Source organism: Arenibacter antarcticus, assembly GCF_041320605.1.
GTDB classification, from domain to species: Bacteria; Bacteroidota; Bacteroidia; order Flavobacteriales; family Flavobacteriaceae; genus Arenibacter; species Arenibacter antarcticus.
Window position 1 is genome coordinate 2,389,738 of record NZ_CP166679.1, and the last position, 24,508, is coordinate 2,414,245.

Here is a 24,508-nt window from a genome sequence, read left to right on the forward strand (position 1 = left end):
GATAAAGGATTATATTTAATCTACTTCAAAAAAATGCCCACTCAGTAACTGAGCAGGCTTTGATTTAATTAATTAGTTTACATCCCAGAAAATGGGTGTTTGTTGTTCATCTCCACCAATTGCACTTGATGCAGCTTTCCACATATCTCCGTTCAAAGTGGCCTCGGTAGTAGGATAGGTATATCGTAATGGCACCGGAATATCTTCCTCAACTGCATTTGGAAGTTGTGGGAAATCAAGCTTTCTCCAGCTGGACCAAGCTTCAAATCCACGATTATAAAGCGCAATCCATTTTTGTTCGCCAATTCGTTCTTTCCACAGGGATGGAATATATTGAACTTCTGGTTGCACAATATAAGTATTGGCTTCAACTTCGGTTCCACCCCAATAGATAATTGAGGAGGTAATAGCTTTATTATAATGGGTTTGGGCATTTTTAGAAATATAACCTCTTGCAGCTGCTTCAGCAATTAGAAACTCCACTTCTGAATAGTCTATAAGTACACCTTCTAAAGTAGGGTCTTCAAAACGTTCGTTATAAATGGTACTATTACCGTGAGTATTTCCAGCACCACCATAAGTTCCACCAATATAAACTCCTTCTCCTTGATTTTGGGCAAAGTAATCATCCCTTCTTGGGTCATCTAGCTTATTCATGGTATTAACAAGTGTATTAGCTGCAACATAATCTGCTCGCCCAGATTCAACAAGATCATTCCATATTGGGTTTGTGTTTGGAGCGGAAGCTTCGTATTCCATAAATGCATTATCTCCTTCGGATTCAAATACCCCAGACTCAATGGCTTCTTTCGCCATTTTAGTTGCTTTAGCATCATCAAAATCTGCATATCGTAAAGCCATTCTTAGTTTTAAAGAATTACCAAACTTTTTCCATTTCGAGGCATTTCCGTCATAAATATAATCCGTACCAGCTGTAAAACCGCCTGCTCCAACTTCAATTTGAGTGATGGCAGCATTTAGTCTAATAACAAGATCTTCATAAATAGCTTTATCGTCATCATAGGCAGGTGTGCTATTATTTAAGTTAAGTGCTTCTGAATAAGGAATATCTCCAAAAGTATCGACCAACACGTGCCAGGTAAAAACTTGTAATATTTCAAGCATTGCTTGTTGGTTTAAAGTTTGAGCCTCAGGTATAGAGGCGTTTGGATTTGTACTAAGAATCAATTTACTTTCGGTAAGATTCTTTAGAACCTCAGTATAAAGGATGTTCCAATGGCTTCCATTAATATTTCTTTTTATTAGATTGTAATTGGCTTCCTCTATATAGGTAGTTCGTGTCCAATATTGAGCTACCATTGTAAAGATGTTCCTATTTACACTGACGTTGACCATTTGGTCAAACAAGCTCTTGGTGGCATTGGAGAAAAGCACATCAGCTCCTACCACTGTAGGGCTTTTACTATCTGTATTAACATCTGATAGATCATCAGAACACGCTAGGGTGGCTCCAATCAAGAATGTTATTAATATTATCTTTTTCATAATTGTTTAAAATTGCAACTTTAAGTTAAATCCGTATTCTTTTGCAGTTGGGATTGCCCCAGACTGATACCCTTGTATGTTTCCTGAACTTAATCCTGCTTCAGGATCGGAATATGGTATATTTTTATCAATGATCCAAAGGTTTCTACCAATTGCAGATAAAGTTATATTTGACATGGAAATTCTTTCGGCTATTGACTTTGGTAGGCTATAGGACAATGTTGCTTCTCTTAATTTCACAAAGCTGGCATCATATACATGATAAGCGTGTGGTGCTGCTTTAGATCCTATAGCTGTGCTCTGATCCTGGACATGAGTACGCGTATCATTGGGCGAACCGTCGGGATTAACGCCATTTAATAATAGTCCGCCACCTGCAGATACAGGGTCTCGTACTGGGTTTCCTATCTCATTTAACCCTGCGGTATTTGCAGTTACACCAGTTCTATAGCCATACCAGGTGTCAAGAGAAAATACATCTCCGCCTTTCTGAATATCAATGAGAAAGCTAAGTGAAAGGTTTTTATAAGATAGTGTATTACTTATACCTGCTTTCCAATCTGGATTGATATCTCCTATGGTTTGGGGATTTTCATCGACAACGAATTTACCGTTATCTGGGTCAATAACTCTTTCTCCATTTAGATATTCAAAGTTAGTGCCCCAGATAGTCCCATAGGCTTGTCCTACAGTAGCGTTGATTGTAACTCCTCCTTGAAGGGAAGCTAACTGTAGATTTTTATTATCGCCAAATAGGGATAAGACCTCGCTTTCGTTTTTATACCAATTAGCGTTAATTCTCCATTCGAAATCCTCATTTCTTATAGGACTAAAATGAATACTTGTTTCAAATCCTTTATTCTCAATTTCTCCAGCATTTACCCATCTTTTTGTAAATCCAGTGGCGCCAGTAACTGTTACGGGCATTAATTGATCTATAGAATTCGATTTATAAGCTGCTACGTCAAACCCTAATCTACGATTAAAGAATTCCATTTCTAAACCAACTTCTAGGCTCCTAGTGGTTTCGTTTTTTAAATCAGGATTATTTGCTGTGCTTGATACGGAATATAGCGGAGTCCTAAAGTTGGTAGGACTTGAGTAAACGTTGTGAATTGACAGGGGTGGAGCGTAATTCCCTACTTCAGCAAAATTGGCTCGAAATTTACCTAAAGTTAACCAGTTGGTATTCCACAATTCAGAAAAAACAAAGCTTGTGGAAACCGAAGGATAAAAATAAGAATTGTTGCTTTTAGGAAGAGAAGAAGATTCATCAATACGTCCAGTTACATCTAGGAAAAGGAAGTTTTGATACCCAAAAGAGGCGCTTCCAAAATAACCATTGGTATGTAGTTCTTCATATACCTCTTCGGGAGGAACCAGTAAGTTCTTAGAATTTGCTAAGGCGAATAAATCTGGAATTACCAATCCTCCAGTAGTACTAGCCCGCATCTGGCGAAATTTTTGTCTTCGTGCCGTTGCGCCTAATAATCCGGAAAAGTTTAAATCCTCTGTAATATTGTAGTTGAAATTTAGGAGTAAATCGTAGTTTAGTTCCGAATAATTCGCATCATAACGACCGTATCGGGAAACTCCATTACTTCCAACATTTGCTCTTTCTTCTCTTAAATCGGTATAATTATCCATAGAAACTCTACCTGTGGCATTAACCCAATCGGTTAGCTTGTAGTTCACATTAAAATCACCATATACACGATCTCTGTTATCAGTTTGATAGTTTTCATATAACTGCCAGTACGGGTTATCCGTATAGATAGCATCAAAATTTCCACCTTCGGCATTTGCATAGTTCCAAGTAATATTTCTTCCGGTTTGGAAATAGGCATTTTTTTGTGCTTCAAAATCTACGTTGTTCTGGTTCCATTGGCGCATAGATTGAAAAATATTTGTATTACTATATCCGGTTCCATACCTTCCCTTTCCATCGGTGTTAGTATAAGTTACAGTTACTCCAGAAGTTAGCTTTTCAGTGAACTCATGAGTTCCTTTAAAGTTGACTGTATTTCTTCTGATTTTACTGTTAGGAAGAATTCCCTCTTGGTCATAAAGTGTGTAGCCTAATCTATAAGTGCTGATATCTGTGCCACCGTCTATGGAAATACTATTATTCAGTGAAACACCTGTTTTGAAAATTGATTCGGGCCCACGTTGAGGTGCCACCCAAGGAGTTGCTTTCATGTAGTTGGAAGATTCGGGATAAAAGGCATCCCATTGAAAAACAAGTAGATTTGGATCGAACCTTCCTCCATAGGACGCATCTTCTGTAAAGGGGACTACTTGATCTGCATTTCCGTCCCCGTTAACATCCCATTCATTAAAATAAGAATTTTTGTTGGGACCATAAATTTTTCCATAACCGGCACCGTATTCTTTTTGATACTTTGTAAAGGTGTCTTTGTCATATGTAGAGAAACTAACGCCAGAGCTGATGGTTACCCCAATATTATCGTTTTTTCGCCCCTTTTTAGTGGTGATAATAATTACTCCATTTGCGGCTCTAGAACCGTAGAGAGCAGATGCAGCAGCACCTTTTAGAACGTTAACAGAGGCGATATCATCAGGATTTACGTCCATTGCGGCATTACCATAATCATATCCCCCACGACCAGTTTGTTGATTCGATGTATTTGTGTTTTCATTACTTATGGGTACACCGTCAACCACAAATAAAGGTTGGTTGTTTCCTGTAAGAGAAGTATAACCCCGAATAATAACGTTGGAAGATCCTCCCAATGTACTACTCTTTGTGACACTTAAACCTGCAACCTTTCCAGATAAGGAATTCACAAAGTTACCTTCTTTTGCAGTGTTTACCTCGTCTCCACCTACCTCCTGAGTAGCATATCCAAGAGACCTCTTTTCTCTTGTAATACCTAGAGCAGTTACAACTACTTCTTCTAGTTGGGAAGCATCGTGCTGAAGTACAACGTTTATGGTAGTAGCGTTCTGAACTGGATATTCGGCGGCTTTCATTCCTATATGGGTAAAAGCCAAAATTTCTCCTTTACTAACAGCTATACTATAGTTGCCATCAAAATCTGTCATAACTCCACGAGTAGTCCCTTTAACTAGTACATTTACTCCAGGTAGAGGCAGGTTGTCCGAATCTGAGACAGTTCCAGATATGATTTGTGATTCTTGTGCAACTGTTATTTGCACAACTAACCCCAGTATGAGTGTTAGAATAATTTTTAATTTTGTTTTCATTCGTTTTGGTGTGATTGTATGATTTAGATTAGGTTAATTTTCATTTTGGCCAATATTAGGAGTTTATTCATGATTAACCAATATTCATTGTTTATTTCAGAAAGTTTCAGAAAGTTTGATAAATTTTCAGGATATAGAGATTAATTGAGATGTCTCACCTATTCCACGCATTACCAGAATTAGGCAAATAAAATATATAGACACAGAAACCTTGTAATATTGAATATTATCTTCATCTTTTTTAAGTTTTGAAATAGCTTTGAAAGAATAAATTTCACTTCAACATTCAAATAAAAGTTGATAACGCTTTTATGTGTTGTTAGTCTTTTTGTTATAGGAACTGTGAATCGATTGAAGATACATTAACAAATAAGAGCTTAATGGAATAGCCTTTTGATGTTTAAATAATTGATTTTAATATCGCTTAGAATTTTGGCGATGAGTATTGGATTTATTAAGAAACAACCAATTCATTGGCTTCATCCAATACATGATTGGTAAAGCTCTTCAAGTAAATCTGTGTTGTCTTTAATGAATGATGGCCCAGGCCTTCGCTTATTACCTCTGTTGATATGCCCATATATTTAGCAATCGTGGCCCAGGAATGACGGATGGTATAGGTAGTAAACACCTCCTCTATTCCGGAATCTTTCGCAATGGTCTTTAGATGGCCATTCATCCTTCTTCGAAGGGATTTATATTTTTCGAAACTCTTAGTGCTCCCATCATAGTTTGCTGGGAAAAGATAGTCTTCATTTGATTTACCATCAAGGTAAAAGCTTAATATTTCGTTGAGTTCGTCGGTAATGCGAACGGAAAGCTGGTCCCCCGTTTTGCTCCTTCCATAAAATATGCGATCTGTGGATATATCCTTGATCTGAAGTTTTACCAAATCTATAAAGTTCATTCCCCTACAGTTGAACATGATAAGCGCATAATTCTTTGCATGCCAGATGGGCGATCTTTTTTTATAGTTCACATCTCGAATCTTTATAAAGTCTTCTTTTAATATAGCCTTCTTTTTTGTCCGTCTTGTGGAAGGTACTTTAAAGTGGTCGAAAGGATTTTTTTTGGCAATAAATTGATCTTCCTTAATAGCACTGTTGTAAACGGCCCTTACGGCTCTAATATAGCAGCTAATGCCATTTTTAGAATTTCCCTTTGCCTCATGTTCGCTCTGGAAATTTTTCAATAGGGTAACGGTTATTTCATTTAAGTGTAAATCCTTATCTCCGTTCATTTTTGTGAAAGCCTTGATGCCATTGGCATACCAGCCAGCGGTGCCGGGGTTGTTTGATTTTAATTTTCTATCAACGATTACCTTCCCCCATTCGGATAAGGTCAGACCGTTATCTACTTCTTCCCGTATTTTTGTGTCCACTTTTTTGTCCCATGCTTTTCGGATATACCCGACCAACGTATCGGCATTTATGGAGTTGATACTGTCCCCAAGTTCAACGATTAGTTTTCGTGCAATATGCAGCTTATCATAAATATTTTCATTAGCCTTGTCACAATCAATATGATTGTTTTTGTGGGCTGATTTTTTAATTTGCATGGATTTGTCATTCCATCCGGCAGGGGAGGTATAGTAGGGTAGACGTACAATCCTTGTTTTTTGGTGAAATACTCTTAATGCGACCGGATATAATCCGTTAACTATACTTTTCGCTGATTTTCTTGTGTCTAAAATTAATCTTACCTTAGCCATAACCTCTCTCGTTTAACTTAAAGTTAGTGAAAAATAAGGCTCACTTTAGGCTCACTTTCTCTTGATATCGTATGATATCATATAATATCAAATTTGTTAAAAATCATGCAATTTATTGATAATCAGTGAAATATGATTAAATTTAGGTTGGTTTATTATGTGATTTTAGAGTCTTACAAGCAGGGGGTCACTGGTTCGAATCCAGTAGGGCCCACAGTAACAAAGACAAGGCTTCCAAGAAATTGGGAGCCTTTTTTGTTTTGGACAGGTTAAACATAGGTGCAAGAAATTTTCTTTGACGTCAAATTTTAAAACTTCTATTCCTGCATATACAGAAAGGTTCATATTAAAAGCTTTTATTGTTTTACCTCTTCAGCGTAAAGTGTCCTGAAAAAATAGTGCCTTCCCCAAGATTGGCTTTAAACCAATAATCACTTGAAACCATTTCTCTGCCATTAAACAAACCATCCCAACCTAAATCATTTGATGATAGCTGAACCAACAATTTACCATATCTGTCATAAATAAATATTCTAGAACTTGGAAATTGGTCAATCCCATAAATTTGCCAGTAATCGTTTTGACCATCATTGTTAGGTGTAAAAAACTTTGGATAATCAAGAATTGTAACTTCCTCAACATCCTCGCCACATCCATTTTTATCTCTTACCAACGCGGTATATGTACCACCAATAATATTGAAAAAATAATTACTTTTTTTAAAATTTATACCATCCAATGAATATTCAAAATCACCATTACCGGAAGCTATTATTTCAATGAAATTAGTATCGGATAGCCCCTTGTGCTTTACTTCCGTTATGGTTGGGGGCGATGATTTTATAAATTCAAAATTAAAGTTCTTTTCACAATATACACCATTTGTAATTTTCCCCAAAGTAAGAGTATAGCTCCCAGCATTTATCAGGTCTACTTTATGCGTATCAGAAATTATGCTGTTATCCTCGAACGACCAACTGTAATAATCAAAATTATTTTCTATTTGAATAGGTAGCGAAGGTTCCAAATGACATAAATAATAACTTGACTCCAGCATTGTTGTCGGCAGTTCGTTTACTATTACATCAAAACTTGTTTCTGCATAACACAGCGTATTCATTGAATTCTCTGCACGGACCGTTATGGTCTCCTTCCACGATACCTTGTTTTCGTAAGATGTTGATAACGGACTAGGTAGTTCAGCTCCAGTTGTATCAAAATAGGAAAGTTTTAAGCCTACTTGATTACCAATAATTTCGGATTCAATTTTTGAAAGATCAAAGTTGCCGAACCCATTGCCCTTATCACATGCATAAACAGGAGGTTGCATGTTTAATTGTGGCTGGGAAGATGTTCTCAGTACCAATGGAGTCTCTTCATAACAATTACCCACGCTTCCAAATGCTCGCACGGTTATTTTTTCTTCGTTTATGGTTTGGTTTTTAATTGCGTTCAATGGCGCCTGAATCTGATTGCCATTTTCTCGAAAAAAAGAAACTGAAGTTGCGTTGTTATTGCCCAAGATGTCATTTTGGACTTGCTCCAAATCAAAAGTAGCAAACCCATTGGCTTCATTACTACACATTAAAAGGTCCGAGACTGCCGAAAGGTCTGGAACTGGGTTCACAATTAAATCAAATGTGGTTTCGGAATAGCAACAGAGATTATTGTTATGAGCAACCCTGACGCCAATGGTCTCCCGATCTTTAATGGTATTGGTAAAAGGAGAGGATAGTGTGGTAAATTCATTACCACTTCCATCAATAAAAGTAACCGTCATGTTATTTTGGCCTCTTAGGATTTGTTGGGTAACCTGAGCTAGATTAAACGATGATGAAATACCAGTATTGAAGCTGTCTTCACATGCGTAAATATTATCAATACCGTAAGCATTTGGAGGCTCTTTTACATTTATGGTTTCCGTTAGCACCTCAGCATTGCCATCGCTGGAAATGACCGTTGCGGTAATGGTGTAGGTACCTTCGGTAGAAAAATCATGAAAGGGAGATGCATCTGTCGAGGTATTGTTTCCCCCTGATGCAGGATCCCCAAAATCCCATGTTATTGATGCTATACTGCCGGTGGGAGCAACGCTGAATTCTTTTAAAAATTCTGAACAGACATTGGAAATGTTCAATGAAAAATCATTGGTCACGTGATTAACATCTCCGGTAACATTAATATAGAACTTAGCATCTGGCCTACCAAAATCTTCAGTAGAAACATATTCAGTTGAATGAGGACCTCCGGTTACACAACCTCTTTGCCATGAAATACCGGTATCTTGTGTAGAACCTGCTATAAAAGCTACTCCATCTCCATAAACGATTCCCTTATGTACTTCTACTAAAATTCTTTCAACACCAGCTGGAACAACTACAGCTGTATCAAAATCTACATTTATAATTCGTGAATTACGGTCTATATTCGGTGAGAGTTGTTGGTATTGACTACTCCCTATCAAATCGGTTTCTGAAAACGAACTGGGAAAATTGTCATCAATGGCATAAACATTAAAACTAATTTCCGGTAACCATCCAACTTTGTTAACGCCAACTTGTCCAGAGGTTATAACGAATTCCTCATTGGTAGAAATACCAAAATCTTCTAAATAAAAATCCCTTGCCCAATAAATGTAGGATGACGTACATGAGTGAATGCTCGTTTCAATAATGTCATCACATACATTATGCGATAATGTTACCGATGAACCACTACTGGCTATGTTTTGTATTTTTCCAGTAACATTTATAAAGAAATTAGCATGTGGAACCGGAGTGCTTAAGTTTTCGGTAGGTATTGGGGTGTAATATTCCCTGCAGCCTTTAAACCAGGATGTGTCATTATCAAATTCAGTACCAGCGATAAGGACTTCTTTATACTCATCATTATAAATATCATCCATTTGAGTAACTTCTACTAAAATTCTTTCAACTCCAGCAGGAATGGTAATGGGCGTACTAAAGTTAATCTGAACAATTTCAGGAGTATCTCCTATTTCAGGAGCGAGAACCACATTTCCATAACTTATGCGTTGGGGGTTTCGCCCCGGTGTTTCAGAGTTTAAGCTATAGAAGTTAAAAACCAATTGAGCACCATCATATGAATTGCTAATGGCCACTTGTCCAGTAGTGATAATAAATTGATCTGCAGTAGAGATACCAAAATCAGAAAGGGTAAAGGCTCTTGACCAAGCTTCTTCATACTGGCAAGAAGTCATACCTGTTTTTATCGGACTGTTCCCGATATTATGAGTTAATGTAATTTGTGCATCAATTCCATTTAAAAACAAAAAAAATATTAGTAAGGTTAAATTTCTTTGCATAAAATAAGTAGGCCATTAAAATCTATAATGGTCCAAAATAGGATTTATTTGTGAGTTGGTTAAAACTTTTTTATGAGTTGCAAGAAATAACATTTAAAGAACATCCAATTTTGGTTCTCTTCCTCTAAGCGGGTCTAGGAGGTTTTGTTTTCAACTGTTTTTCTTTGTCTGAGTGAGTTGTTTCCGCCGGGTTCTACGTCACTTTTTAGTCCAACCAAGTAAAAGGTCCATTTACGATTAGACTGCTTTCAAAATTATAATTCATCTTTCCATGGTTTTATGAAAATCCTGCTAGTTTTCCCTCATCGTTTAAAACCGTTCGGATTTCGATATCCGATTCTGATTCAAAAAATCCTTTAAATCTATATATTCTGAGCTTTTTACCTTTTTCGCTTTCCATTAAGGATTCAAATCTCAAGTCTTGATACTCCCCGAATAGATTTTTGATTTGTTGGTATGATTTTTTTTGTACCGTTTCGTTAAGTCCATCCACCATTTCTTTGATAGCCACATTCTCCGAAAGCTTGTAATGACCACCGTTTTTTTGTGCTGTAAGTATCTTTTCTGATAATATTTTTACAGATTCAATATCCTCTTGCTTAAGTTGGGATTCATCAACTTTTTTAAAATCTGACGATGATTGACAACTTGCCGAAGTTGTTACAAAAAGAACGATTACTAATCGGAATATTTTCTTCATATCAATGCTTTTAAATTGTTGCTAATGTTTAGTATATGGGTGTGACCTGATTTGGCATGAACCTCTTTTGTTAGTCACGGACCAAGCCATGACTTATAGCGTGTTGTGGTGCGTTAAGATTCCCACTTCTTTCTTTTTCGCCTTTTTTTTAATATTCCAATGGTAATTATATACATCACTACGATTGCAAATGGTATAGCAATAAATCTATATTCTGGTAATAAATACCAAAGTACAAGAACTATTGTAGTTCTGAAAATTGCGTGGAAAATTCCAACCCAATGATTGATGATCCAAGAAAATGGTAACCACATTAAGCCTGTCAAAATCCCGACTGTCATAGGTAAAGAGGAGTAGTCTATAATGAAAAAAGGAATTGCAATAGAATAAGCTAATAGTGCTTGTCCAACTGTAAAGAAAAAAAGCTTATCGAATTCGTTTTTTGGTTTTGTTTTATCAAGGAAATTCTCGCCTGTAAATTTTGAAATGAACATCGCTAAATATACAATACTACCTGTTCCAATAAAAATAGACCAAACTGCTATAAAATCGGAGAAAAATAATCCAATAAGTCCAATAATAGTCCAAACTATTAGTCCAGCTAATGGTGTGGCGACGAATTTTTGATTCGAAAATTCAATCCGTTGCTCTTCTAGTGTTCTTTTATTCATTGGTTAACTTAGATGATTTTATATTGATGTAGGCTCCCCCAATAATTGTTCTTTAAAATTACTTTATTTTCTGAAATTTATCCTATCACTATTTTTTTTAAATGCAGCACAAGCTGTTTGTATATGGAAAGTTGCGGGTTTGCTACCATTGCTTTAGCAGAACACTAGCCATTTTCCACACACCTTGTGTGTGACTAGTATGAGTATCTTTATCACATCTAAATATGGTATTGGTCGAGACGGTGCAAGCCCGCCTATTGGACGCGCAGGCAGGTCCCTAATAGGCTTAGCGAAGCCGAAGGGTTCGGTAGTGTGAGGGGTGCACTCCGTCATTTAATTGCGGAGCCATTCACGCAATTTACCACGTTATTTTTTTAGTCGATTATATTTTTTAAGCGTTTTTATGAGTAAATCGTGAGGTAGAGCAAATGCTTTATATCCATTAATTCCTTCCATAGTTTCAGCTGCTACCATAGCGTTGACAATTGCTTCCTCAACCGCTTGTACCGTTGCTTCAAAAACTGGTATTAGTTAGTCATTCGGCATTGTTTTTACGGTTGTTGTTTCGTCCCAATTAAAAGCATTTTCATTTGCTGTTGAAAAGGCTAAGAAAATCAAAAGATGTGGCGGACTTCACGCCCTATTTGGTATAGGAATTAGCTATAGTTTTTTTGATTTGCATTTTCTATAATTTCCTTATCCTTCTTAAAAATATTTGAAACCCATAATGGTGGATCTTTTATTTCCGTTGCTCCAACTTCGTTCATAATGTCAGAAAGAGCAGTTGGGATATCTTTTTTCCAAATAAGAGCCCGAGTAATTCCGATAGCTTTGACTTGATTTTCTTGTTTAAAATAGTGAACATGATAAACCCACTTATCATCCCCTCCGACACTTTCTAAAATCACCTCAAATTTTGACCAAATTTTTAGGGGTTTTCTATATATGATTTTTTGTGAACCTAAGGTAGGTGCAAGCCCTCTTTTTACAATAGCATTAAATAATTTTGACCTAGCAATTAATTCCCAACGGATAAAGTCCATATACATAGGATACTTTGAAGCTGTCATTACTCGTAATCCATCACAATCGAACGGTCCAACTCTAAACGTTTGTCTAATCGTCTGATCATGAATCACTTCACTTTGGAAGTGTCTCAGTACTAATATTTTAATGATGGTGTACCAATAATAAATCATAACTGTTCTAAAATTACATACAACGATGAGTATAAACGTAGTGCATGATTCTCGAAGTACTCACCTACAATTTACCATTATTTTTTTAATTTCAATAGAGTCACTTTTAAACATTCAGCCTGCATTGCCCATATACAAGGTTAGTTGCCGGCATTGTATAAGCGAATTTTTTAATGAAAAACGCTCACTGCTAATATTACTATTGCAACACCAATCATAAGTGCCATCTTTCCCATTAATTTAATTCCTTTAGAGCTGCTGCCAATTCCAGCTTTCATGTTTCTTTTCGCACCTAAGTTGATAAGCACTATCAAAATAACAAGAACTAGAAATAACACTAACTTAGTGATCATGAGTGGTAATAGTTTTAACGCTGGCTAAAATGGAAGAATAAGGTAAATTCCAGAAATAAGCAGAAGTATTGTTCCGATTCCTCCCAGTAAGCTCAAGCCTTTAGTGTGTCGTTGAAATTTGGTTGCCAGGAATAGCCGTTCCCTGCGTCAATAACACAAAGTTGAGCCCTAATTAATTCATCAGGAAAGTGACAATAAAATCCTTCCAAATAAGGTGAAACAGATGCTGTAATAGTGATTTTATTTTTAGGAGTAAAAAGGAAGTCGTTTTTATTTAGCTGATATAAAATCAATTCCTAAGTATCTTGTCATACTTCCCTTAGTAACAAACACAAAGTCATTTACAGTTTTTTTATGTGGGGGTAATGGGAGATAAAGCGCTACCTCATCTTCTTTAAAAGAATGGATAAAGAAGTGGGTTATTTTCAGGACTTAACAAATCATCTGATTTGTTCTTGATGTGATTATTCCTAAATAAAATTGGCGTTGATGTAGGTATTTTCAATCTTGTTTTTCTAGTATTAAATGTAAAGGGTACTCTTAGGCTTATTGCTAACATTGGTTTAGCTAAAACTAGCAATTTGTTTATACCGTGTTCAATATATTCAACCCTAGCCTATCGGAGGGTGGAATACTTCTTAGTTATTGACAACTGATTTTATTATTGATTTTTGGATAATTCCATCAAAACTTTAATTGCTTTCTCCGAGTATTTTTTATCAACGAAAAAATGGTCGTGATAATATCCAGCAATTACATTGCAGCTAATATTATTTTTCGCTAATTCCGTTGAAAATATGGCTGTTAAACCTACTGCATCTAGGGATGAGTGAATCATAAGAGTAATCCAAGAAGCAATATACTCATAGCTCAAATTTAGCTCGTCTGCTTTTTTTCTCTCAATAATAATAGTAGTTCCTTCCATTTCTTGAAATTCACAAACTGTATCATTTCGGCTAATCTTATTTAAATCCTTTACAGTAGAAAACACGTATTCTCCTATATTCAGTTTGGGAGTCATTCCTTTTAATAATTCAGAGATATCTCTTTCTCCAGCCATTTATTTCCTGTTTTATTTAACTTGTTGCTAAAGGTTTGTGTATGAAATGCTGGGGAATGCGGGCTTCGGCCCTGTCAGACTACACTGCACCTAATGCGTAGCAGATGGTTTACGTAATCGACTCGACACCAGTTTTTTTATAAAGCACGTTGGCATTTCGTTTTTTATTTTTTCGTGTATTCAGACAGGTAATTGCCCTTTTTGAGAATCAGCTCGTCTCTTGTTAATTTTTCAATATTATAAGTTATAGTGTCCATAGACGATGTGCCATTTCCAATACTCTCGATAGTGAATGTAATTTGATTGGCTTTTACCTTCCAATTTTTATAGAGAAGGGTTTTCATATTATCGGAACGAGCAGTGCCATTTTTTAAAAGGGTAAAATGTAATGCCGATTTAGAGGTGTCTTTCCAGGACCCGACAAGAAACTCTTTTTCAACTATTGATTCCTCTATTTCTGAATTTGCTTCGTTGTTAGCTGTACTTTTTCTGTCATTTTTACAAGAACCCAACAAAAGTACCCCGACAATTAAAAATAAGATGTGAATTGTCTTCGTGTTGGTAATTAAATTTTTCATTACTATGTTATTAAATGTTATTTCGTTTTTACACCAATTACATGTCGCTTTTCAGTGTTTCAAAATTGTGACTAATGTCAAATTAAGTTGCTGATTTTTAGATTGTTTTTAAATCCCAAGCGTTCAGGTTTTAATTCAAATTTATCAATTTGATTTTTAATGCGGTTCACTAGCCCAAGTTTTTTTTTTTGGTCTAGGAATAAGTATTGTTTCGGTGGTTGATATTCAATTTTTTTGGTGACCCTATTCCAGATGATTACCGCAAGTTTTCGTGCCGTCGCAATGACTGCGGAATGCCTTCCCTTTCGGTAGGCGACCCTTCGGAAAAAATCGGAGAGGTGGGTATTCTTTAGGTTGCCTATGGCCTTCGCTGCTTGCCACAGGCTGACTTTCAGTCGGTAGCTTCCCTTTGGCACGCGGTTACTGAGTATCTTTCCCCCTGACCTTGTTGTTCGGTACGAGCCTGAGCCAAGAGGAAAACTGTTTTGCGGTCTTGAACTTATTGAAGCCTTCGGGGCCTATCTCGCTCGTAATGGACAATATTGTAGAATGGCTCAGTCCATCGATGGCAAAGAGATCTACCCCGTTAAAATAACGGAAGGCTATTTAATTCAGGTCCTTTATTTGCGGTGCGTTCTTGTTGGTCCTCTTATGTGGTTTGTCCGTTGTTTATATAGTTGCTCGGATGGATACTTTGATAAAATAAAAACAAAATAAATACAAAGCCTAAAATGAAATTAGCTGAAGCATTATTAGTAAGGTCTGACCTTCTTAAAAAAATTAAACATTTACAAAATAGAATTCATCCAGTTCTTATTATTACGGAATGAAAAATACCGCAGGAAGACCCAATTGTATTAATTGCAAAATTAAGAGAAGCAATATTAAAATTTGAAGAAATAGTTATTAAAATCAATAAAACCAATAATCAAACCCAAATAGATGGAGAAGGTGAACTTATGATTGCCTTAGCTAAACGATATGCTTTGAAAATGCTATCAGAAAAATTAAGAAATATTCGATAATTTGCACAAATTAACAATCAATCTTCTAACAATAATCTAAAGTCAACTATTGATATTAAAAAATTACAAATTGAAATTGACCAAACTGGAAGAGCATTTAGAGCAATAGACAGTAAAATTCAAGAGATGAATTGGTTAACTGAATTAGTATAATAAATAAGGTTGTGAATGGTTGGAGCGAGTACCAGCCTCTTTTTTTCGGGTGTGTATTTTCGGGGCAAATTGAAAATACTACCCATTCCAAGGCTGCTTGAGTTGTGGCAAAATGTATAATTTAGGGCTCATTACAGTTTACCATTAACAATTGTATAATTAATATTTTACTACCAGGTACTGACCGACCATTCTTTATTTTTAATAAAAAAACATATAACACTATTATGATATATAAGGGCTTTTCTGCTTATAGCTAGTTCAGAGATAAGAGCAAGCAACCCTAAATATATAATTTAGTTAGAAGATACGTTAAGGGTACTACTAAACTTCCCTTTCTTATCTTATATTTAACGCTATTATTCCTATATAAAAATATTATGATTTTACGATTGAATAAATACCCAATACTAATTGCATTACTTGTACTCTTCATTTCCTGCGACAAAAGAGGGCAAAAGCCTTTCTCCTTTGTTCAATTATGCGATACTCAATTGGGAATGGGTGGTTATGCACATGATATAAAAACATTCAAACAGGCTGTTATACAAATAAATGAGCTTAACCCTGATTTTGTTGTAATATGTGGTGACCTTGTTGAAGAAGCTACTGATAGTTCATATTCTGATTTTAAAAACATTATGAAAGGGTTTAATATACCTTGCCACGTCGCTCCAGGAAACCATGATGTAGGCAATAATGCAAACGACTCAAAACTAAGTTATTACCGAAAAACTATTGGAAATGATTATTACGAATTTCAACATAAGAAATATTCATTTATTGTGACAAATACACAATTATGGAAAGCTAATGTAGAGAACGAATCAGAAAAACATAATAATTGGTTTAAAGAAACTCTTAGGATTCAAAATGACAAACAGAATCCAATAGTTGTTATTGGACATTACCCTTTGTACACTGATTCTCCCAAAGAAGAAGAACACTATTTTAATTTGCCTCTGATTAAAAGGAAAGAGATATTAGAATTATTTAAGAAAAACAATGTTGTTGCATACTTATCTGGTCATACTCATAAATTAGTGGTTAACAATTATGAGAACATTCAACTCGTGAGTGGTGAAACTACCAGTAAGAATTTTGACAATAGACCTTTAGGATTTAGACTTTGGCAAGTTTCATCTGACACTATACAACATCATTTCGTTTCTTTAGAAACTTCAGCATTAAACAAGGTGAAACCGTAAACAACTGATTATTTTAAGAAAAAACTACCCTAACTTTTCATCCGAACTAGATAAATGAAAAGAAATGGACCTGCAACAAAATAGTGGACAATTAGATAAGAGTCATGCTGCTATTTTTTGATTATACAATTCTATTTCAATTTCCTCTATGGTCTTATACCCCAAAAGAGGAGTGTATTCTTCTTCTGTTATACCAGGTCTCTATTCGTTGGAAGACAGATAGCTCGACTTCTGACCGCAGGTTATAGCTATGTGCATAGACCCATTCTACCTTTAGATGACCCTAAAAGCATTGTACGAAATCGTTGAAAAGGGACTTGGTCTTTAATTTAAAGTTTTGTCTATATTTATGATGGTGCCAAATCGAAAATTACGCGATAGCTAAATATTCAAAATTTGGCATTTGAAATCTAAAAAATAAACACAAACAAATTGCTTTGGCCAGGTACCTGCAGGATGGACATTACTTCTCTACTCCCGCACTACCCATAGTTGGGGCGTTAGCTGCGATGGTAAAAAAAATTCGTCCTGAAATAGGTTGACTAAAAATGAGCTTCTAATTCATGAGAACTACACTACCAACCAAGAATACAGTAAAAATAGCATTACAGGCATTTATCAGTAGTTCTGCATGGCGTTGGTTTCAAAAGGCCATTGTATTGACGATTTTCTCTTTAGTGGTAAATCATTTAGCAACACGTGATAGTTTTCCAGGTGGTGAATCGTATAGATTCCCCATAGAAGGTTTTATGTCATCAATTGTTTTATGTATTCTCATTGGAATCATAGCGCATTTTAATTTTAAATTTTACAAGAAAAAATATTTCTCTAAAAAGGTAGAAATTGTCACTATTGTATGGTTTATGGCTTCTACTCTGGGTTATATTACACTCATGTATACTCCTGTAAATATTATTGCAGATAAAGTTGTGGGGGGTCAGACAGTGTTTTATTATTTATTAATTGGTTTGCTACTTACTTTATTATTGAGTTTTATTCTAATAGGTTTATGGTATGCGCAAGACATATATAATTTATACAAGCTATCCATAAAAGACGCTGAAATTACAATTGAAAGCGGTGCAAAAATCATAAAGCTCACTTATGAAAATATTTTATGCTTTTACAGCGAAAATAAAATTGTGTATACGGTTCAAAAAGATGGTACAACAATTACCACCAATTTCACATTGAATGAGCTCGAGGAAAAAATAAATGATCAATTGTTTTTTAGAGCCAATCGTAAAATTATAATCCACAAAGATGCCGTAGACCAAATTGAAAAGATTGAAAATGGCAAGGTACGTATTCGGTTAAAAGCCTCCATTGAAAACGATGCAATTGCTGAAATCTATATCAGTCGTTACAAGCGAAAAGCATTTATGAATTGGTTTCAATAAAAGATGCAATCAACTACCGACTATTCAGTTATAAATTCACTACCATTCAGTAAAAACATTAGTATTTAAAAGGTTTTTCAGAGATTTTGTTCAGTATTTCGTTTAGAATTTAAAATCACTTAAAAATGAATAGACTGACCTTACGACAAACACTAATTCCATTAATCACCATTGCAATCATCTGCTTTTTATGGTTTGGCCCCATCCGTTTAAGCTACATAGAAAATGTAGTTATTTCAATATTAATAATTATAGCCAATTATATAGAATACAAAGGAAAACTATTTTCAGCACTTGGTTTTCAACGTGAAAATTTCACCGCCAAAAACATAGTCGTACATGCTCCATTAGTTGCGCTAGGACTCTTTACTTTTTATGCCTTTGCATTAGTTCCAGCAATTACCAAACTCACAGGAGTTCCTATAGATTATTCAAGTTTTGATTCATTGAAAGGAAATCTTCCTGCCTGTTTAATTGCATTACTGGTAGTTTGGGCTACTGCGGGGTTTGGAGAAGAAATTATCTTTCGCGGTTATTTTATGCGTCAATTTGTAAAATTCTTTGGAGAGTGCAAAGTCAGTATGGTTCTTAATATTGTCCTACTCGCTTGTTTTTTTGGCTTTATGCATAGTTATCAAGGAATTACTGGGCAACTTGTTGCAGGGTCTGTCGGAGCGCTATTAGCCCTGATATTCTACTTGCGTAAATACGATTTGTGGTTCATTGTTGCTGTACACGGTTTTTTTGACACTATTGCTTTAATTTGTATTTACTTTAGTTTGGCGTAACCATACCAAGTAACAACAATTACTACTTGAATTTACTCAATAAAACGCGCCTTTTACACTATATTTTATAAAAATAATTAAACAGAACTATGGCTATATTTGATAGGTTTTTGAGATTTAAATGAAATTGCTGTGCTGAATCTGACTTAAAAATATAATTGAGATAATTACAGTTGGTGTGTTTCGTATAATACTACGCAAGTGGATTTCACTCTTGCGTAATCGTTGCGTAAATGGTCTCGTTACGGAATAAATTCGTAGGAAAACGCAAAGTTTCGTGCTTACTTACTCCAACGAAACCACAGCACCTAATTGAGTGGATGGCTCCGCCATCTAAAGACGGAGTGCACTTATAGCTCGGGCGTTACTAACAAGCTGCAAAAACATATAACTGAGAATGGCATTAAGAGAGGTGAAAAAGGAATTAAGCGGAATGGACAAAACTGAAATCGTAAAACTAATTTCAGAGATGTACAAAAAAATGCCGGCCGAAAAAACCTATTTGGACGTTTTCGCGACTGGAGAAATTAAGCAACTTGTAGAGAAATACAAAAAGGAAATTGAAAGATAGATTTATCCAAGTGGGCGGAATATGCAGTTGCGTGAAACTGAGGCTCGAAATATAATACTGACTGTTCAAAAAATGAAAATAACTGAACTTAATGTGGAGTTGGAATTACATTATGTGGGTTGTTGTTTAGAGGTTATCGAAGATTTCGGATATTGGGATGACGGCTATTATGTGGCGTTGGAAAGTATGTTTTACAACGCTACAAGCGGAATTAATGAGTTGGGCATGGAGGAAAAATATGAAGAACGCATAATTGGTATTATGCATAAGGCCAGCGAATTCGGGATAGAACTTTCCTGCTAATGTGGAAAAAGCCAGTTGGTAATAAGTAAGCATTCGTGCGGTCGGTACGACCGAGCATGAATGCTTAGTTATTGTGCGTCGTTCTTTTCCGTCGTGTTTAGTTTGGGGAATTTAGACCAAGTTTATTGCCTTCTGTGTCTAAAAACAAAGCAAAAAATCCACTTTCATCTGCGTGAGTTGTTTTCGGAACAATGATTGTTCCGCCATTTTTTTCGACCTTATCAAGAATGCTTTGAAGATTATCTCCACCGTTTAAATACATGGTTACTCCATCAGCCGAAGGTTTGTATCCTTCGCCCTTCATTATAACTCCTGTAACCATTTGTTCTTCGTGTGGGAATATTCCTAGTTCCATTCCTGGCATTTCCATTTTCTCAATGTTAATGTCTAAAATTGCTTGATAAAAATCTACTGCCCGTGAAATTTCTGTTGCTGGAATTTCAAAAATTGAAATATGACTTTTCATATCGTTTGTTTTTTGTGTTACGTTTGAATCAACCTTTTGCTTGTCGGAATCAGATTTGGTTTGACCATTGCAAGCGATTGTACTAAAGGAAAGTGTTATTGCAAAACATAGTATTGTCTTTTTCATATTGACCTGTTTAATTGACAATACAAATTTAGATTACCTACAAAGGCTAAAATTGTAAAAATGCGACACGCTGTCTATTTGTAGAAAAGAGTAGAAAGAGCCATATTTTCATTGCCTAGAAACTCCTTCGGGTTAATTCCGGTAAACTCCTTAAAGTCTTTATTAAAATGAGCTTGGTCGAAATATTCACTTTCATATGCAATGTTAGTTAGGTTTTCCGTCTTTTTGTTCAGTAACATTTTTAATGCCGTTTGTAGTCGGATTACTTTACCTAACTGTTTTGGGCTAACACCGATTTGTTTTATAAAATTTCTTTCGAGTTGTCTTCTTTTGGACAAGTCTTCTTTAAGAATAGTGGTTATTGATGCAGTTCCATTTGTTGATAAAAGGGCATCGATGGTCATTTTTACAATGTTGTCAATAGTGGTTTTCTCGTTCAACTTATCTAAAAAAAAATTTTCTATGATCTCTATTCGCTGTTTACTGTCTGTTGCCTGAATTATTTTTCGTTCCAGTTCTTTAGCGGTATTTTCTCCGAACAGCAATTCTATTGGGGTTTCTTTGTTTGCTAAATTTTTAATGGGTTCAGTAACGAAATTGGCAAAACCATACGGATAAAATCGAATTGCAAATGTATTGACGTAGCCTGTTGGTTCGATATAAAATGGTTCAATGGTTTGTCCAAGTACCATTGCACGAGGTTGAAGGATAAATTCATCTTGGGAAGTATATCGTTTAATGTCATCTCCAAGGATAAATGCCATTTCAATGCAACCATCAGGTATAATCCGCTGTCTTTCCGTATCATTTTCGGCAGGAACTTCTAAAGTCCAATAGCAACTTACAAGCGATTCTAAATCTAGATGCGGTTGGAATGTTTGATAGTTCATATATTAACAGGTTTTTTTCTGAATGACGCACAACGCCTAAGCTCGTATGAGTAGTGCGGGAGCAAACTTGCGCTTACCATTCCGTCATTCACCTAGCAAAAGCTTTGCGTTTTTGTTCTTTTCTTTCTTATTGTTCTAAAAGCCAAATCAAAAGATTTTGAGCCCTCATAAATATAGACAAAACTTTAAATTAAAGACCAATGCCCACATTACTTCATAGGTTATGTTGAACTAAAGTGTTTTTTTCGCAATGATTCCATAACAGTTTTATATTTTTTAATCACAACAGTGAGAAAAGTATCGGTTCTGCTTGCGTTTTAAGTGCGTCCGAGTAAGGAAGTATTAAAAGTCTTGCGTACCCCTCCGAATCGAGCTAAAATCCATTTGCGCATTAGTGGCAAGTCCAGCTACGTACAGATTGGAGATTTGATTGCCTACAGATTTGCCATCTAGATTATGCGATTATTGGGTTTTTTTAGAGTATTGGAAGAATCAAAAAGGTGATGTGTACCTCTTTGTTTATGAATATGGTTTTCTGAAGAAAACTAATATGGGGAAGGAAAAGTATCTATTGGTCACTTGGCAAGATTATATGGAGCTCCACAAATAGAAATTCAACTAGTACGCTATAAATACAATGCTTGTAATCGTTAAAGTGCTAAGCATTATCCTCCTTAAGGATGAGCCATATTTCTACCGTTTAAAAGTAGTAGTTCTGCAGCCCCGTCCAAAACCGAACTCCCAATTACTTTAAGTAAATCTGAGTCGTAGATACATCTTTATAACGCAATGATTTCCAGATAACATCTGTAGCAATTCCTTTTTTGTTTTGTGATTAGATGAGGTAAGATTTATATTTCGTCAATCTGTAAAGGAAAATTCTACAGCTATATTTTCCACAATATCTCCTACAACCTACACCTAGTTGGATCCAAATATTATATTTGTGAATTTATAAACTATAAAGAATGAAACATTATGATGTTGCTATAATAGGAAGCGGTCCTTCTGGAGCTTCAACCGCATTTCACCTGGCTAAAGCAGGTATTTCAACCGTAATTATAGAAAAAGAGACGTTGCCACGTTATAAAACTTGTGGAGGTGGTTTAGTATTTAGAGGGCGCAACAGCCTGCCTTTTGACATTTTGGAAGTTGTTGAAAAAGAATTTCACACTGTAGATATCTACTTAGGAGATAAACTGCATTTTAAAACATATAGAGAAGAACCGACCATTACTATGGTTATGCGCGATTCTTTTGATAGCCAAATTACTGGGAAAGCGAAGGAAGCTGGAGCAACTTTGTTAGCGAATCATACATTAGAAACATTGGTCTTTGAGGATAATCTGATAAGCTTAATTACCTCAAAAGGTACGATAACGTCAAATTTTGTAATCGCTGCTGATGGAGCCTTGAGTCCTACCGCCAAAATGGCTGGTTGGTTAGAGGATACTCGCAAATTAATTCCTGCTTTAGAGTATGAAGTAGAAGTGTCTGATGAAGATTTAGAACGTCTTTCTAAAGAAGTTCGCTTCGATATTGATGCTGTTCCGTATGGTTATGCTTGGAGTTTCCCCAAAAAGAAACATCTTTCAATAGGTGTTACTTCTACAAAGAGAAGTAAAATAAATTTAAAAAAATACTATCGAGAGTATTTGGAAACCTTAGGTATTACTAGTGTCATCAGTGAGTCACAACATGGCTTTCAAATACCTGTATCTCCACGTACCGATGGTTTTGTTAAAAACAATGTTTTCTTAATTGGAGATGCTGCTGGTTTTGCAGATCCTATTACTGCCGAAGGAATCTCTAATGCTATTTATAGCGGCAAATTAGCTGCTGAAGCTATTATCGAAGCATGCAAAAAACCAGAATTAGCTAAAGCCTTATACAAAGCAAAATTAGAAGCTAATTTAATACCTGAACTTAAAACAGCGATCTGGCTTTCTAAATGGTTTTACGAACAAAAGACGATTAGAAATTTATTCTTAAAAAAATATGGACAGCGGGTTAGTGAGGAAATGACCAATATTTTTCACGGTGAAAGACCCTATCCAAAAGATATTAAGCAAAAGCTAAAAGCTAAAATTAAAGAAATGGTTTTTTAAAAAAAAATAAACACACCTATCCCGTATTCTAAATCCTAATTAATCCAAAACACCTAATGTAACCATTTTACTGTTCTATGTTGCCGTAAAAAATTTGAGTCAGTGGGATTTAATCTTTCATTTTTTAATAATTATACAACCTCCGATTTCTAAATCCTCATAATTATTATTTATTTAAGCCTCCTCCCTTAACTCCGGTATCCTGTAGGCTCTTGAATTTTAAAAGGATGTTTCTGACATTCGAAAATCCCTGAAACTTAATATTTCTGAATGAAAAAAATGTTTCTTGGATCATCAACAATTGTTGTGTTTATCCAATAATTATGATACATAAGCATCTTTAGTAACAAAACTTGTTTGAGTGAATCTTAAGCGGAGGGAGTCTCACAAATCTATTTTCTGGGAAATTCTCTTTATGTCGTCAATTATCTGCCACCTATTTATATTCATAAAATTTATATTTTGGTTTATTTTTTATAGTTGTTCAGTGCTGATATTAAATATTTTATTGTAATTATGTAGAGTGAAAAACCCAACATCCGACCAGTGGTAGGGTCTGGATAACCTAGATTTTTCAATATGGATTCAAGACCTTACATTCTCCTTGCCGACGATGACGACGATGATTGCAAGTTTTTTAAAGAAGCTTTGGAAGCGTTGCCAATTTCTGCCCATTTAACTTTTGTCAATGATGGAGAGGAGCTAATGCAGTTACTTACAAAGAATGTGGAATACATGCCCGATGTCCTTTTTCTGGATCTTAACATGCCTCGGAAAACTGGAGTCCAATGCCTAACGGAAATAAAATGTGATTATAGGCTCAAAAATGTTCCTGTAGTAATTATTTCCACCTCGTATGACCCTGTCGTAGCAAACCTACTGTACCAAAGTGGCGCCTCCTACTATATTCGGAAACCAATCGGATTTTCACAACTTCAGGAACTGATTTCAACAGCGATCCTGCGGATAATAAAGGAAAATATACCACGACCCGAAAAAGAGAACTTTCTGCTCTTGGCTTAAAATCCGAGAAAGTTGGTCTTTGACGCGCTAAAATGAGCGAATTAAATTTCGCTGGGACCCATTTTAGTCAAAATCGGCGTTCTAATGTGAATTTTTAAGAACATAATGTCCATCAG

At 35.5% G+C, this 24,508-nt stretch carries 21 protein-coding genes and 2 pseudogenes; 8 read left to right on the plus strand and 15 right to left on the minus strand.

Annotated elements, in window-relative coordinates:
• Positions 1 to 72 precede the first annotated feature (72 nt).
• The 12 genes from KCTC52924_RS09735 to KCTC52924_RS09790 all read right to left on the minus strand — a co-directional run bounded on the left by KCTC52924_RS09735 (position 73) and on the right by KCTC52924_RS09790 (position 14,937).
• On the minus strand, positions 73 to 1,506 hold the full coding sequence (locus KCTC52924_RS09735) for a SusD/RagB family nutrient-binding outer membrane lipoprotein (protein ID WP_251808040.1): 1,434 nt from the start codon (positions 1,504 to 1,506) through the stop codon (positions 73 to 75).
• 6 nt (positions 1,507 to 1,512) lie between these two features.
• On the minus strand, positions 1,513 to 4,734 hold the full coding sequence (locus tag KCTC52924_RS09740; protein WP_251808041.1) for a SusC/RagA family TonB-linked outer membrane protein: 3,222 nt from the start codon (positions 4,732 to 4,734) through the stop codon (positions 1,513 to 1,515).
• 454 nt (positions 4,735 to 5,188) lie between these two features.
• The gene (locus KCTC52924_RS09745) at positions 5,189 to 6,445 is read right to left on the minus strand and encodes a site-specific integrase (RefSeq protein WP_251808042.1); all 1,257 of its coding nucleotides are present in this window, start codon (positions 6,443 to 6,445) and stop codon (positions 5,189 to 5,191) included.
• 364 nt (positions 6,446 to 6,809) lie between these two features.
• Positions 6,810 to 9,770, minus strand: coding sequence for a T9SS type B sorting domain-containing protein (locus KCTC52924_RS09750; protein WP_251808043.1), 2,961 nt, complete (start codon positions 9,768 to 9,770; stop codon positions 6,810 to 6,812).
• A gap of 277 nt (positions 9,771 to 10,047) precedes the next feature.
• Positions 10,048 to 10,470, minus strand: a complete 423-nt coding sequence (locus KCTC52924_RS09755; RefSeq protein ID WP_251808044.1) for a hypothetical protein — start codon at positions 10,468 to 10,470, stop codon at positions 10,048 to 10,050.
• Between the two features lie 113 nt (positions 10,471 to 10,583).
• The gene (locus tag KCTC52924_RS09760) at positions 10,584 to 11,141 is read right to left on the minus strand and encodes a DUF7010 family protein (protein WP_251808045.1); all 558 of its coding nucleotides are present in this window, start codon (positions 11,139 to 11,141) and stop codon (positions 10,584 to 10,586) included.
• Positions 11,142 to 11,507: 366 nt separating this feature from the next.
• Positions 11,508 to 11,669, minus strand: a complete 162-nt coding sequence (locus KCTC52924_RS09765) for a P1 family peptidase (protein WP_353057503.1) — start codon at positions 11,667 to 11,669, stop codon at positions 11,508 to 11,510.
• A gap of 128 nt (positions 11,670 to 11,797) precedes the next feature.
• Positions 11,798 to 12,340, minus strand: a complete 543-nt coding sequence (locus KCTC52924_RS09770; protein WP_251808046.1) for a thioesterase family protein — start codon at positions 12,338 to 12,340, stop codon at positions 11,798 to 11,800.
• Between the two features lie 170 nt (positions 12,341 to 12,510).
• Positions 12,511 to 12,693, minus strand: a complete 183-nt coding sequence (locus KCTC52924_RS09775) for a hypothetical protein (protein ID WP_251808047.1) — start codon at positions 12,691 to 12,693, stop codon at positions 12,511 to 12,513.
• Positions 12,694 to 13,354: 661 nt separating this feature from the next.
• Positions 13,355 to 13,753 carry an ACT domain-containing protein gene (locus KCTC52924_RS09780; protein ID WP_251808048.1) on the minus strand — a complete coding sequence of 133 codons (399 nt, stop codon included), beginning with the start codon at positions 13,751 to 13,753 and terminating at the stop codon, positions 13,355 to 13,357.
• 164 nt (positions 13,754 to 13,917) lie between these two features.
• Positions 13,918 to 14,331 carry a lipocalin family protein gene (locus KCTC52924_RS09785; RefSeq protein ID WP_251808049.1) on the minus strand — a complete coding sequence of 138 codons (414 nt, stop codon included), beginning with the start codon at positions 14,329 to 14,331 and terminating at the stop codon, positions 13,918 to 13,920.
• Between the two features lie 420 nt (positions 14,332 to 14,751).
• Positions 14,752 to 14,937 (minus strand): transposase, encoded by a 186-nt coding sequence (locus tag KCTC52924_RS09790; protein WP_353057504.1) that lies wholly within the window; start codon positions 14,935 to 14,937, stop codon positions 14,752 to 14,754.
• Between the two features lie 227 nt (positions 14,938 to 15,164).
• Between KCTC52924_RS09790 and KCTC52924_RS09795 the strand changes: the two are divergent.
• Positions 15,165 to 15,509, plus strand: a pseudogene (locus tag KCTC52924_RS09795) (DIP1984 family protein).
• A gap of 380 nt (positions 15,510 to 15,889) precedes the next feature.
• Positions 15,890 to 16,717 carry a metallophosphoesterase gene (locus KCTC52924_RS09800; protein ID WP_251808050.1) on the plus strand — a complete coding sequence of 276 codons (828 nt, stop codon included), beginning with the start codon at positions 15,890 to 15,892 and terminating at the stop codon, positions 16,715 to 16,717.
• Between the two features lie 102 nt (positions 16,718 to 16,819).
• Here KCTC52924_RS09800 and KCTC52924_RS09805 read toward each other — a convergent pair.
• Positions 16,820 to 16,994: pseudogene (locus KCTC52924_RS09805) on the minus strand (IS3 family transposase); the annotation flags it as partial.
• 286 nt (positions 16,995 to 17,280) lie between these two features.
• On the opposite strand from KCTC52924_RS09805, the gene KCTC52924_RS09810 reads away from it, so the two are divergent.
• The 4 genes from KCTC52924_RS09810 to KCTC52924_RS09825 all read left to right on the plus strand — a co-directional run bounded on the left by KCTC52924_RS09810 (position 17,281) and on the right by KCTC52924_RS09825 (position 19,779).
• Positions 17,281 to 18,117, plus strand: coding sequence for a LytTR family DNA-binding domain-containing protein (locus tag KCTC52924_RS09810; RefSeq protein ID WP_251808051.1), 837 nt, complete (start codon positions 17,281 to 17,283; stop codon positions 18,115 to 18,117).
• A 125-nt stretch (positions 18,118 to 18,242) separates the two neighbouring features.
• The gene (locus KCTC52924_RS09815; RefSeq protein ID WP_251808052.1) at positions 18,243 to 18,905 is read left to right on the plus strand and encodes a CPBP family intramembrane glutamic endopeptidase; all 663 of its coding nucleotides are present in this window, start codon (positions 18,243 to 18,245) and stop codon (positions 18,903 to 18,905) included.
• A gap of 397 nt (positions 18,906 to 19,302) precedes the next feature.
• Positions 19,303 to 19,476 carry a hypothetical protein gene (locus KCTC52924_RS09820; protein ID WP_251808053.1) on the plus strand — a complete coding sequence of 58 codons (174 nt, stop codon included), beginning with the start codon at positions 19,303 to 19,305 and terminating at the stop codon, positions 19,474 to 19,476.
• 72 nt (positions 19,477 to 19,548) lie between these two features.
• On the plus strand, positions 19,549 to 19,779 hold the full coding sequence (locus KCTC52924_RS09825; protein ID WP_251808054.1) for a hypothetical protein: 231 nt from the start codon (positions 19,549 to 19,551) through the stop codon (positions 19,777 to 19,779).
• Positions 19,780 to 19,876: 97 nt separating this feature from the next.
• Here KCTC52924_RS09825 and KCTC52924_RS09830 read toward each other — a convergent pair whose 3' ends face one another.
• Together KCTC52924_RS09830 and KCTC52924_RS09835 are read right to left on the minus strand one after the other, a co-directional pair.
• Positions 19,877 to 20,371, minus strand: a complete 495-nt coding sequence (locus KCTC52924_RS09830; RefSeq protein ID WP_251808055.1) for a VOC family protein — start codon at positions 20,369 to 20,371, stop codon at positions 19,877 to 19,879.
• Between the two features lie 74 nt (positions 20,372 to 20,445).
• Positions 20,446 to 21,261, minus strand: a complete 816-nt coding sequence (locus KCTC52924_RS09835) for a helix-turn-helix domain-containing protein (RefSeq protein ID WP_251808056.1) — start codon at positions 21,259 to 21,261, stop codon at positions 20,446 to 20,448.
• A gap of 968 nt (positions 21,262 to 22,229) precedes the next feature.
• Here KCTC52924_RS09835 and KCTC52924_RS09840 point away from each other — a divergent pair.
• Together KCTC52924_RS09840 and KCTC52924_RS09845 are read left to right on the plus strand one after the other, a co-directional pair.
• On the plus strand, positions 22,230 to 23,369 hold the full coding sequence (locus KCTC52924_RS09840) for a geranylgeranyl reductase family protein (protein ID WP_251808057.1): 1,140 nt from the start codon (positions 22,230 to 22,232) through the stop codon (positions 23,367 to 23,369).
• Positions 23,370 to 23,948: 579 nt separating this feature from the next.
• A complete protein-coding gene (locus KCTC52924_RS09845) occupies positions 23,949 to 24,392 on the plus strand; it encodes a response regulator (protein WP_251808058.1) in 444 nt (147 codons plus the stop codon).
• Positions 24,393 to 24,508 lie beyond the last annotated feature (116 nt).

Coding starts and splice junctions, on each gene's coding strand:
- KCTC52924_RS09750 (WP_251808043.1), bottom strand. CDS start 9,770: ATGCAAAGAAATTTAACCTTACTAATATTTTTTTTGTTTTTAAATGGA.
- KCTC52924_RS09800 (WP_251808050.1), top strand. CDS start 15,890: ATGATTTTACGATTGAATAAATACCCAATACTAATTGCATTACTTGTA.
- KCTC52924_RS09820 (WP_251808053.1), top strand. CDS start 19,303: ATGGCATTAAGAGAGGTGAAAAAGGAATTAAGCGGAATGGACAAAACT.
- KCTC52924_RS09745 (WP_251808042.1), bottom strand. CDS start 6,445: ATGGCTAAGGTAAGATTAATTTTAGACACAAGAAAATCAGCGAAAAGT.
- KCTC52924_RS09780 (WP_251808048.1), bottom strand. CDS start 13,753: ATGGCTGGAGAAAGAGATATCTCTGAATTATTAAAAGGAATGACTCCC.
- KCTC52924_RS09840 (WP_251808057.1), top strand. CDS start 22,230: ATGAAACATTATGATGTTGCTATAATAGGAAGCGGTCCTTCTGGAGCT.
- KCTC52924_RS09825 (WP_251808054.1), top strand. CDS start 19,549: ATGAAAATAACTGAACTTAATGTGGAGTTGGAATTACATTATGTGGGT.
- KCTC52924_RS09830 (WP_251808055.1), bottom strand. CDS start 20,371: ATGAAAAAGACAATACTATGTTTTGCAATAACACTTTCCTTTAGTACA.
- KCTC52924_RS09835 (WP_251808056.1), bottom strand. CDS start 21,261: ATGAACTATCAAACATTCCAACCGCATCTAGATTTAGAATCGCTTGTA.
- KCTC52924_RS09845 (WP_251808058.1), top strand. CDS start 23,949: ATGGATTCAAGACCTTACATTCTCCTTGCCGACGATGACGACGATGAT.
- KCTC52924_RS09760 (WP_251808045.1), bottom strand. CDS start 11,141: ATGAATAAAAGAACACTAGAAGAGCAACGGATTGAATTTTCGAATCAA.
- KCTC52924_RS09815 (WP_251808052.1), top strand. CDS start 18,243: ATGAATAGACTGACCTTACGACAAACACTAATTCCATTAATCACCATT.
- KCTC52924_RS09810 (WP_251808051.1), top strand. CDS start 17,281: ATGAGAACTACACTACCAACCAAGAATACAGTAAAAATAGCATTACAG.
- KCTC52924_RS09775 (WP_251808047.1), bottom strand. CDS start 12,693: ATGATCACTAAGTTAGTGTTATTTCTAGTTCTTGTTATTTTGATAGTG.
- KCTC52924_RS09735 (WP_251808040.1), bottom strand. CDS start 1,506: ATGAAAAAGATAATATTAATAACATTCTTGATTGGAGCCACCCTAGCG.
- KCTC52924_RS09770 (WP_251808046.1), bottom strand. CDS start 12,340: ATGATTTATTATTGGTACACCATCATTAAAATATTAGTACTGAGACAC.
- KCTC52924_RS09785 (WP_251808049.1), bottom strand. CDS start 14,331: ATGAAAAATTTAATTACCAACACGAAGACAATTCACATCTTATTTTTA.
- KCTC52924_RS09755 (WP_251808044.1), bottom strand. CDS start 10,470: ATGAAGAAAATATTCCGATTAGTAATCGTTCTTTTTGTAACAACTTCG.
- KCTC52924_RS09740 (WP_251808041.1), bottom strand. CDS start 4,734: ATGAAAACAAAATTAAAAATTATTCTAACACTCATACTGGGGTTAGTT.